The sequence below is a fragment of the Paludibaculum fermentans genome, from assembly GCF_051172195.1.
Taxonomy (GTDB): Bacteria; Acidobacteriota; Terriglobia; order Bryobacterales; family Bryobacteraceae; genus Paludibaculum; species Paludibaculum fermentans_A.
Genome location: NZ_JBPJAQ010000002.1, coordinates 907,120 through 920,945 on the forward strand (window position 1 = coordinate 907,120; position 13,826 = coordinate 920,945).

11 protein-coding genes are annotated in these 13,826 nt (G+C 61.9%); 3 read left to right on the forward strand and 8 right to left on the reverse strand.

What is annotated here, in order from left to right:
- Positions 1-1,229: 1,229 nt before the first annotated feature.
- The 6 genes from ACR9Y2_RS30300 to ACR9Y2_RS30325 form a co-directional block, all read right to left on the reverse strand.
- Positions 1,230-1,661 (reverse strand): hypothetical protein, encoded by a 432-nt coding sequence (locus tag ACR9Y2_RS30300; RefSeq protein ID WP_435045618.1) that lies wholly within the window; start codon positions 1,659-1,661, stop codon positions 1,230-1,232.
- Positions 1,662-2,411: 750 nt separating this feature from the next.
- Positions 2,412-3,320 carry a hypothetical protein gene (locus ACR9Y2_RS30305; protein WP_435045619.1) on the reverse strand — a complete coding sequence of 303 codons (909 nt, stop codon included), beginning with the start codon at positions 3,318-3,320 and terminating at the stop codon, positions 2,412-2,414.
- A complete protein-coding gene (locus ACR9Y2_RS30310) occupies positions 3,321-4,856 on the reverse strand; it encodes a hypothetical protein (RefSeq protein WP_435045620.1) in 1,536 nt (511 codons plus the stop codon).
- A gap of 61 nt (positions 4,857-4,917) precedes the next feature.
- Positions 4,918-7,953 carry a protein kinase domain-containing protein gene (locus ACR9Y2_RS30315; protein ID WP_435045621.1) on the reverse strand — a complete coding sequence of 1,012 codons (3,036 nt, stop codon included), beginning with the start codon at positions 7,951-7,953 and terminating at the stop codon, positions 4,918-4,920.
- The gene (locus ACR9Y2_RS30320; protein ID WP_435045622.1) at positions 7,950-8,552 is read right to left on the reverse strand and encodes a sigma-70 family RNA polymerase sigma factor; all 603 of its coding nucleotides are present in this window, start codon (positions 8,550-8,552) and stop codon (positions 7,950-7,952) included. Before ACR9Y2_RS30320 ends, ACR9Y2_RS30315 begins: the two co-directional genes overlap by 4 nt.
- 154 nt (positions 8,553-8,706) lie before the next feature.
- Complete coding sequence (locus ACR9Y2_RS30325; protein WP_435045623.1) at positions 8,707-8,913, reverse strand: hypothetical protein; 207 nt, start codon at positions 8,911-8,913, stop codon at positions 8,707-8,709.
- Positions 8,914-9,242: 329 nt separating this feature from the next.
- Between ACR9Y2_RS30325 and ACR9Y2_RS30330 the strand changes: the two genes are divergently transcribed.
- The 3 genes from ACR9Y2_RS30330 (at position 9,243) to ACR9Y2_RS30340 (ending at position 11,304) form a co-directional block, all read left to right on the forward strand.
- Complete coding sequence (locus tag ACR9Y2_RS30330) at positions 9,243-9,665, forward strand: RHS repeat-associated core domain-containing protein (RefSeq protein ID WP_435046345.1); 423 nt, start codon at positions 9,243-9,245, stop codon at positions 9,663-9,665.
- A gap of 70 nt (positions 9,666-9,735) precedes the next feature.
- Entirely contained in the window at positions 9,736-10,344 is a 609-nt protein-coding gene (locus ACR9Y2_RS30335) for a hypothetical protein (protein ID WP_435045624.1), read from the forward strand.
- A 651-nt stretch (positions 10,345-10,995) separates the two neighbouring features.
- A complete protein-coding gene (locus tag ACR9Y2_RS30340) occupies positions 10,996-11,304 on the forward strand; it encodes a hypothetical protein (protein WP_435045625.1) in 309 nt (102 codons plus the stop codon).
- A gap of 281 nt (positions 11,305-11,585) precedes the next feature.
- On the opposite strand, the gene ACR9Y2_RS30345 is transcribed toward ACR9Y2_RS30340, so the two are convergent.
- Positions 11,586-12,314, reverse strand: a complete 729-nt coding sequence (locus tag ACR9Y2_RS30345; protein ID WP_435045626.1) for an NAD(P)H-binding protein — start codon at positions 12,312-12,314, stop codon at positions 11,586-11,588.
- 253 nt (positions 12,315-12,567) lie between these two features.
- Positions 12,568-13,647: a DUF2293 domain-containing protein gene (locus tag ACR9Y2_RS30350; RefSeq protein ID WP_435045627.1), complete on the reverse strand. Its 1,080-nt coding sequence runs from the start codon at positions 13,645-13,647 to the stop codon at positions 12,568-12,570.
- Positions 13,648-13,826: the final 179 nt, after the last annotated feature.

The window sequence follows — 13,826 nt, forward strand, 5'->3', positions numbered from 1 at the left end:
ATTTGGGGGTGGCGGGCTGGCGGAAGGGGGTCGTGGGCGAGGTCGGCGGCGGCGGCGCTGAGCTGAAGAATGGGTTTGATCCCTCAAGGGGAGTGGATTGCTGGGAGAGGCGAGGGTGCAGGCGAAGGATCGGGTGCCACTGAGATGGGTTTGATCGCTCAAAAAGCGGTGTTTGGGCTGTAGGGGCGGAGATGGGGGTATCGGCACGAAAGCCGGCGCCGGCGGATGTAGTGTTGGCGAGGCCGTTGTTGAGCCCCGCCGATTTGCTGGAGCGGCCTTCGACTGCGCCGTCCGCCATGTCCCTGTCCCGTCGTATCCATCGCATAGTTGTATCCTCGGCGTGGATTAGAACCCCGCGTGGCAAGCGTATTCCGAGTGGGTCGGTGTAAGTGATTGATAAATATGATCAGAATTATTTGCAGGGGGCCGGACCGATTTGAGCCGAGCGGTCGAAATGGGGGAGAAGTCGAGTGGATGGGGCGGTCTGAGACGGTGACGTTCGGCGGACACGCGCCGTGCCTGCTCAATGTTCGAGACTGGCCTCAGGCTACTATGGACACCGCCGAAATCGTAGGACCCAGTTCGCTTTCTGGCGTGCCTTCCGGACCGCCTGTCAAATCAAAATGGATTGGCCAGCCAACAGAGTTGAGCGGGAGCGATGTTGGAGGCGACGAAAGGATAGAACCTGGGAGCAGTCTGCTCTTTAGCGTTCCTTGGAATCACGTCGGGCCTTGAAGCCTCGGGAGAATTGCCGCGAGCGAACCAGGCGAATATCGTCATCTGCCAACTGGCGGATCAATTATCGGACCTTCAGGAGATCGTCGGTCGGCCACGCAGCGGCCGATGACGCCACCGCCAGTAGAACCGAAGACCATCGCGGTGCCGGCCGACGACGGTCTCCGGCTTCAAGGCGACAAGTACGTCGGACCAACCGAGCACAAGCGGCGGAGGATGGTCCGGAAGTTCCGATCCCCGGAGTCCAAAGTCGGTCGGGGCTGATTACGAGTGAGCATGGCGACCTGCGGCCGGAGTGTAAGGACCTCCAGTGGGGTGCCGCATCGACTGCCGAAGACGACGCCGACGGTGACGAGGATGGAGAGGGTGAATTCCGCACGAACTCACCCCTGTAACATGGCGTAACCGTGCGTTGGGCCTCCGACCTGTCCTGAGCGCAAGCTACTGATCTCGAGCTATCGCGGGGTTTTGACTGCGGACAGGGCTCTCCGGGATCACCTCATGTTGCCAGCAGCATTCTTCAACGTCTCGTGACGAGCTTTCAACGAGGACGCAAACCCGTCAGTTTCGGCGGGCGTGCAGGGCCGTCCATCGACGGAGTCCCTGCAAGTAATCGTCCCGTCGGGAGCCACCACCAGGAGCGACTTGATGTTGCTGACGCTCTTCACGGTCGTGGTTACCGTTCTGGCCAGGGACTGCACCTCTGGTGGAGTGCAGACGCCGGTTCTGCCCATGCAACGCCAGGTTCCGGCGGGCGTCCTGATGATCTGGACATTGGCCAGGACCGCAGCATCAGCGGGCGGGAGCAGCGTCGCCTGGTTGGCCTGAATGCCGACGCACTGCGTGCCATTCCAGGATGATCCGGGTGGGCAAGGCGCCGGTTGAGCGGCGCGATCACCGAAGTCGCCCTTTGGTCTTTGCCGCATACTGACAACCGCGGCCATCGCTCCCGGATCGCTGCAGACTCGGGGCGAGCCTGGGATCTCCAGACAAGAGGAGCAGTTCGCCTGTAGGGGAGTGGAAGGCGGTGGAAGAACGAAAGTTCCATCGGTGGCGTTCACGGGAGCCGCCGATAGTGTGTTTCCTTGGGGGTCGAGCACCACAAAGCGACTTCCTGGCGGGACCCTGTCTTGCAGGCGTCCGGCGATGCCGCCCGTGGGGGACGGGCTGAGGAATGCGGATGCACCGGGCTGTTTGCCGAGAATTACTTTTACGTGTGGAATACCATTCTGCGCCAACGCGATCGCCGCGCAGAATGCCGCCGCAGTCCAGAGTCGTGCTGATTGCGAATACATAATGCTGTTTTCCTCCTGCGGGCGGGAACCGCGCTTGGCAGACCCAACCGCTAATCTCCGCGTGGTGACGCCGAACCTGAGTTCAGCGAGCGCGGTCGTTTCGATCTGATTGTTGACTGGGGCGCGGTGGCTTCCAGGCGCCCCAAATGGCTTCTACTCCGCCACGATGCGGACCATCGGGATGGCCACGCAAATGGTCCTTTCATCTCATCGGCTGTGGATCCGCCGGTACGGCGTTCCAGCAGAACATTGCTTGTTGTTTCTGTGTTCGTGGGGCCATCGTCAGGTCTTGTTCGTTACTCGCCGTAGTGGCGGCAGAAAAACTGCCCGCGAGCCAGCAGGCGGGGACGTTCGAGGCAAAATGACCAACTCCGGCGCCACTCACTTTATGAGCGACCCGGGATTCAATTTCTCAGGCCCTCCCTTGGGCAACGCCGTTGGCATCCCCTTTACCAGACCGTCAACCCACGACTTCAGTGTCTGACGCAACGCCGCCTGATCAGTCGCCTCTGGGGGAGCACAAACTTCGACCGTATCAATCCACCCATGGTAGGCGGTTCTTCCGTTGAACTTGCCCGCACCCGAGAGGACGGCTTTGTGCATGGCCGTTCCATGCGAAGCGCTGATTTCCATTGAATACGATGAATAGTTCTTCACGTATTCATCGAGCTTGAGGGCAATGTCTACCTTCACCTTTTCAAGGATGTTGAGGCCCAGAACGTAGTTCTTCATTGAGTTGTACTCGCTCTGGAACTGGCTCGACGATAGAACCTTGTAGCCACCCGGAACAGCGTCAACCGTCACACTCACGGGGCCGATCCTGTTCTCTTCGGTTCTTTGATATGACGAGATCACCCAAATCGGCAGCGGAGGAGAATACGTGGATGAAAAGGTCTCCGAGTGGTCCTTTTTGGTGCCCTTAGGCAGCTCCGCCGTCAACTCCGCAACCTTGGGCTGCTTCCGCGTATCGTAGGGTTCGCAGAATGACTGCGCCTGCATCTTCGCCCCAGGTGAGCTCAGCCGTTTCGGAAAGGCATGCCCCTTAATGGTGATCGTGGCGGCGCTCATTGCAAGACGAGCAGCTTCGATCTGCGCCTGCTCGGTCTGAGTCTGTGGAGCGCGCGCCATCGTCGCGCCTGGGCGCCCCGTGTCGGGATTGGCGGCAGGTCGTTGTTGAGTGGGTGGTGATTGCGCCATGCAGACTACTGACATCGCGAGTCCGAAGCCTACCACCCTGGCTGTGGTTGTCATTGCCAATGTTCCTCCGAATCCGAATTTGAGCGTTTCCATCTATTTCCCTTCCGTAAACTGAGCTTCGATTTCCTTCACCTCGTCCGCCGACAGGTCCAGCGACTTCGACAGATCGTTCAACGCGGCGCGCTCGGCGGGGGTGATTTTCCTGTCACCAAAAAGGACAGCGAACATCTCGCGGTAACTGGCGATTCTTGGCAGCAACTCGACCCAGAGCTTCGCCTCCTGATGCACAACGCGTTCGGCGGCCAGGGAATCGAGTTTGTAGACCTGCTGGCCTAACGCGATCAGTTTCGCGCGGTCTTCCTCCGATGCCGGCCCGTTCTGCGCGCGTAGCCGCACCCTGGCGAGTTGACGAAACGAGGCCTCCGGGGCGGTGTCGGCGCGCTTGGCCTCAAAGGACTGGGCTTTCTCCTGCTGCGCCTTGACCCCAGCCTCCGCCTGGCGGCGAGCCAATTCAGCCTGGGCTGCGACGGCATCCAGTTCAGCCTGCTGCCGCTGGCCCTGCGCCTGGATAGACGCCTGCTGTGCGAGCGCGCGATTGAATTCCGCGGAGGCCTTGCGGAGCCGCTCGCCGGCAGCCTGGAAGTTTTTTTCCCTGGGCTCGAGCTCCATCGCCTTCTGATAAAGCTCTTCGGCCCTGTTCAGCAGCGACGCTCCCGACGCTGCGTTTTGAGTCCGCAATGCCTCGTAGGCCAGCGCCTCGTGGGCCGCGGCCATATTGAAGGCACGCGACGCTTCGGCCGGTTTCTTATTGAAGGCGGCTTCCTGCCACCTGGCCAACGCGATCTTCCAGTTGCCGTTCCTGGCGAACTGGTTGCCGGGCCGCAGCTCTTCTTCCGTCGCCAGCAGGAACTCCACCTTTTCTTCAGTGGTGCCATAGCGCGCAAGGATGGGATCGGTCGTGTTTTTCACCAACTGCTGCCAAATTCCGTCGGCGATTGGCAACTGCCCGGGATCGACGGTGCGCCGGCCGTTGACTCCGATTTGCCCTCGTTTGGAAAACGAGTCGGACGTGGCGAATCCATCGACGACTCGGTTACTGCCTGGCTCGACCACCTCGATGCGCAGGGCCAGGAGCCCGGAGCCTTCCCAAAACTCGACTGGGATCTGTTGCTGGACGGGCTGGCCCGTGGCGGGGTCGCGTACCGTCACGGTCTGCTGGAGCGTCGTTTGCTGCGTCCTGATGGGGTCGTAGCTGGAGACGGTAAGGCGGACGATGGTCCCGGGTTGCGCGCTTACGATCTTGAACCCGGCGGCGGCCAGCCCGTTCTCCGCCGCTGAGCGGATCATGTCAAGGTTCGGTGTTGGCAATGCCGACAGGATCTGGGGCTGGGGGGCGCCGGGAGTGCCCGAGGCGGGATAGACGGCAGCGGCTTGGGGCTGGACCTGCCCCGGCTGCGCAACACCGGCCGGAGCGGTCACTTCCACGGCGACCAACTTTTGTGCGATGAAGAACTGGGGGGACTTGGCAAGGCGGAGCTGCACCCCATCGCTGTTCGCTCCCGCAAACCCGTAGTGGAAGTCGGCCGCGCTTGCAGTGATCGCCAGGACTGCCGCCAGTATTCGATGCATGTACTCGAAACGCCCTCTACAGGTACATGCCGGATCCGTGAGAAAAGAGGGTCAGATTATTTTAGCGAGCGCCATATGCCCATAGTCGCAGGAGGTCCTGCCGGCCGTTGAATCGCTCCGGCGACTGAAAGCCGGCGCGTGCCGCGGTTTGCAGGACGCGGGCCGTCAGTTCCCTGGCCGGCTCGCTCTGCCTCTGCCGGATTGCGGCGGCGCGCAAGACCAGGAGATTGTCGAGTTCGAGCAACCTCAGCTTCTGTTCGGTGGCGTTTGCCAGGCCCAATTCGCCGTGGCGCCGCGCCGCCGCCCAGTCGCCCAGTTGCAGGTCGAGCGCGCCTGCCTCGGCCGAGATCCTCGCGATGTTGAAGCGATCGGGAGAGGCAGCAAGCTGTTTCTCAAGCGACACTCGTCGGGCTCGCCTTTCCGCGTCGGTCGCCGTGTTCGAACAGGCCCGCAGAACGGGAAATAGCGCGTGGGTGGTCGGGAGGCCGGTCACTTCGCGCAGGCCGGCGTCGCAGCGACCCTGATAGAGAGCCATGCGAGCTCTGGTCCAGCGGGCATATCCATTCAGGTGTTGCCGATCTGGTCCGTCTCTGTAGTTCGTAGCCAAGTCGCGCTGTGCTTCGGAGACCAAGGCCTCCCCCTTCTCAAAATCACCGAGTGCAATCCAGATTAGGGCGGCCTGAAGCAGCGGACCAGTGAGGCCGGCCTTGCGGGCCAGGATGACGGCCTGGTCGAAGAATTGGGCCGCTTCCCGCAGGTCCCGCTGACCGTAGTAGGCACCGAGCCGCGCTAGCGCCATCGATTTATAGGTGTCGTCGCCGTGTCTTGTCGCCAGTTCCAACGCTTCCTTGAACACCCGCGGGGCCTCTTCGAACCGAGCAGTACCTCCCAGGACGGTGCCCCACTTGATGAGAATCAGCGGCAGTGAGTCTTGTGCGCCGTTCTGCCGGTACCATTGAACGGCTGGCTCCATCTCCCGTAGCGCCTCGTCGTTTTGGTTATTGCCCCCCATCGCCTCACCGAGCCTCAGGCGGTTCTGCGCCAGCGTTGGAGCGCTGCCTCCCCTCCCGGCCAACTGCACGGCCTCCTGGAGCAGCTCAATGGCTTGCACAGGCCGCTTCAGATAGACCAACGTGTAACCGAGTTCGCCCATCGACTGTGCGGCCGCGACCAGCATCCCCTCGCGCGCGGCCAAATGCGCCGTTTCGCGGGCCGTCGCAATCGCGCCATCGTAGTCGCGTTCTCTTACCATGAGCGCTGCCGTCCGAAACCGGGCGGAGAGGTTCTGGAACTTGTTGCCCGTTTTAGAACTGAGTTCCAGTGCGCGTTCCAGATCGCGACTGAGTTCCTGCACGCTCTGAGTGCGCAGCGCCGTCGCACGCGCAAGCAGAACATCGGCCAACCCCTCCGGGTTGTTCGCGGATTCGCAGGCGGCCGCAGCCTGTTCGAATTCCTTCGCAGCCTGACCGAAGTCCCGCTTGCGGCACAGCAGCAAGGCGTAACGGACGCGCGTGGAGTTGTTGCCCGCATCCTCGCGCACAGTTGACTCCAGCACCTTCTGAGCCGCCTCAAACTGTCCTGCCTGTTCCTGCATGCGCGCCATCGCCAGGAGTGCATTGTTACGTTCCACGCCGATTGAAGACATCGCCATCCGCCGGTATTGCTGCGCCGCCTGCGGGTAATCGTGCATCACGGCGGCCCGCGCCGCGTCAAGCGATTGCCGCTCGGCACGGCCGACATACCAGCGGCTGTCGGCGGTCGCGGTAGCACGCAGCACCGAATCGCGCGCCTTGTCAATCTGGTCCAGTTCGGCATAGACCGTGGCCAAACTGGCCCGCGCCTTCAGGAAACCCGGGTCGCGCTGCAATGCCTGCTCCAGCAAGCCTGTGGCGCGCCATGGGGCGGCGACATTCAGCGAGGCCTGCGCCTCACTGTAGAGCCGGACTGCTTCGGCTGGCGGTTGGTGGTCGCGTTCCATCCAATTCCAGCCGAGGCTCAACAAAGCCACTGCCAGTATCGCCGCGATTGGCACTGTGAGCATTCGCCTCCAGCGGTCAAACACGAAGCGGGCGCTCGGCCGGCCGCTCTCCAAGAGCCTCCGCACATCGGCGGCGCGGGAACAGCGGTCTTCGGGCCGCGCTCTCAGGCAGCGCCCGACCACCTCGTCCCACACCTGAGGCAAACCGGGCACCTTCAGACGCGGCGTCGAGTGCGACTCCCGCGCTTTCTGCGCTGCCAGGCGGAACGGCGACTTCGCCTCGTGTGGCGGCGCACCGGTCAACATCTCGTAGAGCACCACTCCGAGCGAATAGACATCGGACGCCGGGCTGCTCTCGCCACTCTCCAACTGCTCTGGCGCCATGTAGGCCAGCGTGCCAATCACCGCCCCTGCCGACGTCAGCGAATGGGTAATCTCCATCCGGCCCGGCGCCGCGACGGCAAGTCCGAAGTCAATAATAACGGCCCGTTCGCCGCACAGAAAGATGTTGCCGGGCTTCAGATCGCGGTGCAAGACCCCGGCCAGGTGCGCGGCCTCCAGACCGTCGCAGAGCTGTAATGCGATGGCGCTGGCCTCGGAGTGTGGAAACGGTCCGCGTGCGGCCAGCCGGCCGGAGAGCGTCTCGCCGTCCAGCAACTCCATCACGCAGAACTGCTCGTCCCGTTCCTGCTCCAATTCAAATACGCGGCAGACGTTCGGATGCTGGATCTGCCGGGCCATCCGCACCTCACGCGACAGCCGGGCCGAGGCTTGATCGTGCCACCCAGGCGAAAGACGGATGAATTTCAGGGCGACATCCTGGCCGGTTTGGACGTCAGTGGCGGCGTACACTTCACCCATGCCGCCCGAAGCCAGGAATCGGGTGAGACGGTATCGGCCGGCCAACAGATCCCCGGCCTGATGCCTGCGCAGTGGGCGGTCGAGCGTCAGGTTGGGCTCCGTGCACAAGTCCAGCAGGGCTTCCACCTCGCGGCGCAACTCCGAGTCAGCCTGACACAAGCGATCCAGGATGGCTGCTCGCTCCCCGGCGTCTGCCTCGGCGGCCTCCGAGAATACCTCCTTGACGCGCAGTAGACGCGCTTGCGCTTCACCACTCATTGGGGCCCGCCGGTGCGCAGGCGCCGCTCTAACCAGACTCGCGCGAACTCCCAGTCGCGTTTCGCGGTCTTCACGGAAATACCCAGCAAAGCGGCCACTTCGTCGAAACTCAGACCGACGAAGTAGCGTAGTTCGACAATGCGCGCGGCTCGCGGGTCGACTGTGGCCAACTGCTCCAGCGCGATATCGATTGCGATCAGTACGTCGGGGTCCGGCGTAAACGACGCGATCGACTCGCTCAGTTCCACTCGCACTCCGCCACTGCCCCGCTTGGCCGCCGATCGCTCCTGCGCATGGTTGATGAGAATCTGCCGCATCGCTCGGGCGGCGGCGCCGAAGAAATGCGCTCGGCTCTGCCAGCTCACCGTGCCGTCACCCACCAAGCGCAAGTAGGCCTCGTTGACGAGGGCTGTGGGTTGGAGGGTGTGATCCGGCCGCTCCCGGCTCATCGCAGATCGTGCCAACTTATGGAGTTCGGTGTGGATCAGTTCAAACAGGAGCGCCTGGACGCTATTATCGCCGTGTGCTGCACGGTCCAGCAATACTGACACGTCGGAGCCCAGAACATCCCCTTTGCGCCATCCTGATCCAGTGGCCATAGTATACGCGAGCCGCTCCCGTTGGTGGGACGCCCTCGCCCAGCAGGCCGCCATTTCGGCATCTGATGCAGCAGTTGCACATCCTCGGGAGGAGGCCACCGAAGGATGCCAAGCAGGAAGAGCCACCCGATGGGAATGAGCACCATATGGGCGGCTACTTTGTGGATGGAGTCGTGAAGGGCTCCTGCGTGACCTTTGATCCCAGGAGCGCCTGCTCCGACTGCTCCACCATGGCGCGCGCCAGGCCGTTTTTGTGGATGGAGTGGTATTTCGGTGGCATGGCCCAGTGGAGGAGGGGCATGATGTAGCCCAGGGCGTCCGGGGTGTTGGAGTTGCTGGGGATGACGGCTGGCGGGTCCACATACAACTAACATCCTGGGCGCCAGACAGCGTTTGGCGTCCAAGGCATGACCTATGACGCGGAAGGCCGGCTTGCAACAAGCAGGCTGGATGGCATCACCACGACTTGAAATACGATGGATAAGGTGAGCGTGCAGCCATCGTCATTGGGACGAGAATAACGCTGATGGTGAATGGAGTGGATGGACCAGTCACGGAAGCGTCCGATACGGCGGTTGCAACTGCGGGCGGCGTAGTTGGATTGCCACAGACCTCCTGGGGCGTACACGAGTAGTTTTCTCGGGGACGACATCAAGTCGCTGTCTGGATTGCCTGCCATCAGGCGAACAGATCCCATCGGGCGCGGCAACAGGCCGGACTGGTTCGTCCTGGACATCTGCCAGCGAGCCACGTTCGAAGTTCTCGGGCAAAGAACGGGATGTTGAGATGGGACTGGATTACTTCGGGGCAAAGTACTTCTCGGGCGCACAGGGGAGGTTTACGACACCGGAATGGTCGGCGAAGCCGGAGCCCGTTCTGTACGCGGATCTCAACGATCCACAATTGCTGACCCTTTACGCCTACGTTAGGAATAATCCCCTGAAGAACCGGGACCTCGAAAACCACATCTGCATTTTTGGCATCAGGAATACGTGTACGACGGTAGCCACGCCCAAGCCGTGGACATCAAACATGGGCCAATCACGCAGACTGAGGCTCCGCATTTGCACTTGGACTCCCGCAACGATGCTGGCTGTTCTACGGTCTTCATGACCGAGGGAACGGAGAAGACGAATCGAGGTGTTTACACGCCGATAGAGAAGCCGAAGAAAGAGGAGAAGGAATGACGGCGGACAGGGTGTCATGGATAGCCGGCCTCACACTGATGCCGGTACTGCTGTTGTCAGGACAGCAGCCTACGGGCCATCCGTATTTTCCGCTGTCCGTCGGAAACTCTTGGGAGTATCGAGTTCGCGTCTCAATACCACGTCGCGAGGAATCGAAAGTGGTCTGGCGCGTGACCAAGGCCGAGAAGAACACAGCAGGTAGCCTGGTATATCAGGTATGGCCCACGCCGATGCAAGCCGACGATGCGGCTATGATGCTAGCGACGACAGGGACGGGGATTGAGGAAGTTTCGACTCGAAGCCTCGTGCTCAAGTGGCCCCTTACCATCGGCGATCACTGGGAGGGTGGCGGTCACGTCCGAGAGGGGCAGTCGCCTCCAGCCTTCAAGGTTCTGTCCGTTGGCCAAGCATGTTCTGTTGCCTCGAAGGAATTTCCGGACTGTGCCGTCGTCGAGGAGCGTGATCCGGGGACACAAATGCAGACCATCACAACGTACGCCAAAGGCGTGGGACCGGTGGAGTACAAATACTTCCGGATCAGGCAGGGCGGCAAACAAGAAGAGGTGCAGACTGTCAGGCTCGATTCCTACAGAATCGCCCAATGATGTAGTCGGGCTGGATTGCTACAGGGTGATGTGTTTGTCGTCCACGCAGGGCCGGTTCACATCGCCTGACGCGTCCCTCATCGATCAACACATTGAGGATCCCCAAAGCTGGGACCTCTATTGGTACGTGCGTCACAACCCGCCATTGATGATTGGCCCTACAGAGCATTTGGCCGAGGGAGCAAAGAGCCAGCCGCAATGCGGACACGAAATGGTGAACTGTGTCCGAGAGGACGCACGGAAGTCGGAACGTCCTGGTGGGTCGTACTCGCATTTCGGTCGAGGAATTCAGGATGGCCGATCATGGTATGGAGTCGACTTCCGACGCCCCAACGGTTTTGAACTCCCCGATCGCGTTCTACATCGCTACTCAGTCTCTCAAAGTCCAACTGGGGGAGCCATCGCGTGGGCGGTCATCGCTCTCGGATCCTGCGCCCACCGTCGAAAGTGACCAAGACGACAGTTGCCCGTCAAGCCACTCTTCAGAGGATGGTTGCATTCGGGGCAAAATGGGGAGTGACACACCAGGACGACCTCCTGCCGTATCACTACCAGTTGGAGATGGTTCGGCCAAGCACCTTGGTCGATTACCAGCATCTGGTCCAAGGAATTTGAATGAAATTGCTGGTGTCGTAGCTCGGGAAGGTAATTATGAATGAAGAGTCGCTTCCAAGATTGTTATTTCCCTATGGATTTGACGATAATATTGCATTTGAGGCTGAGATGAAGGGGGTCTATTATCATGCTGTTGTCGAGCTGCCTAATAAAACGCGCGTTCGAGTGGGTTTCTATGACGCAGTCAGAGTAGCGCAAGATCTGGAACGAGGCGACATCTGTGTGGCCTTGCCTGGAATGATCATTGTGCCAAAAATCACACTTGACAATATGATAAACGCCGTGAGAGCACTAGGCAAAGGAGACTTCTTCGTCAATTTGCAAACGCTCATGGAAGGCGATTAGGCAGAGGGCCTCCAGAGGGCCTCCAGTGCAAATTAACGCATAGCGCCGCGGTGAGGTGTAGGAGCACGGCGGGGCACTCGCTTTGATAGGTTGGCTCAGGTTTCCAGGAACGAATTGGAACCGACGGCAAAGGGGATCTTGCCGATCATTCGTGCATCCAGCATCTTCAGCCAAATCGTATAGACGTTCCCGCTCGGATCAACAGGAGAGCCGAAGTGGAACTATTCGGATGGAGCGCAGCACTATTAATCGACCACGCCGAGGATGCCGCTCCCTGGTGCTCACCGCTCGTCGCTCTCGCCTTTCACGAAGAAGGGCTTCATCTCCTGGTACTCCAGGATCTTTACGGGCGCCGGCTGGGGGGTAGCGCCCTGGGCGATCGCTAGGAACGCCTGCTCCGACTGCGCCACCATGGCGCGCGCCAGATCGTTCTTGTGGATCGAGTGGTATTTCGATGGCATGGCCCAGTGGAGGAGGGGCATGACGTAGCCGAGGGCGTCCGGGGTGTTGGAGTTGCCGAGAATGACCGCGGGCCGGTAGATTCCCAGGAAGTCGAAGTGGACGGACTCGGCCGCCTGCTCCTTCTCCCCGATGATCCTGGTGTACTTCACCCTGGAGTTGGGATCCGCGCCAACGGCCGTCATGACCCCGCAAACTCGGGCGCCTGCCGCCTTGGCAGCGCGGCAGAATGCTTGCGGATATGCGATTTCGATCCTGCGAACGTCCGCCTCCGGCATGGTGGCGCTGCCCTTGCCGACGCCGAACGCGGCGAGCGCGACGTTGACTCCCCGGGCGTGCGGGGCAACCTCTTCTTCGAGACGGTCCATGTTGACGACCACCTCCTGGACATTCGCGCCGGAGAAGGCGTCTGTCTGGCGGCGCGTCACCACGATCACTTTCCTGCAGAGCGGGTTGTTCACCAGAAGGTGGACGATGCGTCCGCCCACGTTGCCCGTCGCGCCCAGCACGATCGCCGAATACGGCAACTTCACTTCCTGTGTGGTTACCATGGTGACCTCATACCTGGGGGGAGCCGGGAATGCAGGCGAATCCTGGACCGGGCGCCGTTCTGATGGGCCGCGCGAATTCGATTCGCATCCTCTCTACTTTCCCACGCATTGTGTGATTCATCGCTCGCTGTGCGCGCTGCTGCTGCCGCCCTTGTTGAAGAAGGGCTTGGCGACGTTGCACGCCCAGCAGCTTCCCGGTTCACTCTCCGCAAGGGTTGCCTCGGCAAGCGAGGCCAGCGCCTTGCGGCCGCAGCTAATCCACGTTGCGCCAGGCGTCCAGGATGCGGTGGACTTGCGGGCCGACGGCTGCTCGGGCGGATTCGCGATCGGCGCCGGCGGCGAGGCGCTGGTCGTAGTCGGTGTGGTTGTGGCGGACGGCGGCGGCGACTGCGGCGTGCAGGGCGCGATCGTCCAGTTTGCGGGCGGCGGCGGAGCGGCCGACGCGGCCACTGCCCCGGACGGCGGTGTGGGCGGCGATGCGTTCGGCTTCGCGGGGCGGACAGCCGGGGAAGAGCACGAGGAGTTGCCGGGTCAGGCGGTGGGTGAAGTCGCGATCCTCTTTCTCGCGGCGCACGGCGCCGGCGGCACGGGCCTGGGCGCGCTGGTCCGCATCGGCGGCGCACTCCCGTTCGGCGCGTTCGAGGGCGGCGGGCTCGACGAGGATCCCCTGCCGTTCATAGCGGCCGCGGGAGCGGCTGAAGCGGACGACGACGGCAGTGCGGCTGCTGTACTTGGTGGAGCGGCGCGTGAGGGCGGCATCTCCGGCCTCGAGGTATTCGAGTTCGTCCATCCTGGCGCACGCCAGGCAGAGAGGCTGCTGGGCCTCCATGTAGAGCAGGGCACCGGATTCCACTTCTACGCCGCATTCCGAGCAGGCAGAGTCGCGCAGGATCTGGAAGACGACCGGCGGCTCCACTCGATTGAGCTTTCCGGTGAGTTTCTCTTTCTGCTTTTCGGGCATCGAGGCGGGCAGGTAGTGGGTGCGGAAGAAGGTCTCGTCCAGTGGGTTGCCGTCGACGGAGAAGCGGAGCTCGGCGGCTCCGTCACGGGATGGCCGCGCGTAACGGGTCTCGGAGGGGGTGAGGGCGTGTTCGCGGGCCCAGTCCTCGAGGGTCTGGCGCAGGAAGATTTGCTTCTGGAGGCTGCCCTGAATCTGAGATACCAGATTGTCGACGCGGCCTTTGCGCCAGGCGTCGACGTGGGGCGGCACCAGGAGTCCGGTGCGAAGGAAGACATCGAGGGGCGCGACGTAGCCGTTGGTGGCCAGGGCCTGTTCGGCGGACTGGATGACGCGTGCGCGGAACTTCTCGGCTTTGGGGAACGGATTTGCCATGCCGGTCGCCATTTGGGCAAATTAGCACAACTGGGGGGTGTGGTCAGCGGGCGGGGCGGGTCCGTCAAGGTATGCGCAGAGAGTGAATCTAGTGGCTTACGAATTGAAACGCGCCGGGGTAGCCCCGTTTATCCGGCATCGAAGTGTGGATCAGGCCAACAACGTGCCTGCCGCCATTA

Coding starts and splice junctions, on each gene's coding strand:
- ACR9Y2_RS30345 (WP_435045626.1), bottom strand. CDS start 12,314: ATGGTAACCACACAGGAAGTGAAGTTGCCGTATTCGGCGATCGTGCTG.
- ACR9Y2_RS30305 (WP_435045619.1), bottom strand. CDS start 3,320: ATGGAAACGCTCAAATTCGGATTCGGAGGAACATTGGCAATGACAACC.
- ACR9Y2_RS30340 (WP_435045625.1), top strand. CDS start 10,996: ATGAATGAAGAGTCGCTTCCAAGATTGTTATTTCCCTATGGATTTGAC.
- ACR9Y2_RS30310 (WP_435045620.1), bottom strand. CDS start 4,856: ATGCATCGAATACTGGCGGCAGTCCTGGCGATCACTGCAAGCGCGGCC.
- ACR9Y2_RS30335 (WP_435045624.1), top strand. CDS start 9,736: ATGACGGCGGACAGGGTGTCATGGATAGCCGGCCTCACACTGATGCCG.
- ACR9Y2_RS30315 (WP_435045621.1), bottom strand. CDS start 7,953: ATGAGTGGTGAAGCGCAAGCGCGTCTACTGCGCGTCAAGGAGGTATTC.
- ACR9Y2_RS30320 (WP_435045622.1), bottom strand. CDS start 8,552: ATGGCCACTGGATCAGGATGGCGCAAAGGGGATGTTCTGGGCTCCGAC.
- ACR9Y2_RS30350 (WP_435045627.1), bottom strand. CDS start 13,647: ATGGCAAATCCGTTCCCCAAAGCCGAGAAGTTCCGCGCACGCGTCATC.
- ACR9Y2_RS30300 (WP_435045618.1), bottom strand. CDS start 1,661: ATGCGGCAAAGACCAAAGGGCGACTTCGGTGATCGCGCCGCTCAACCG.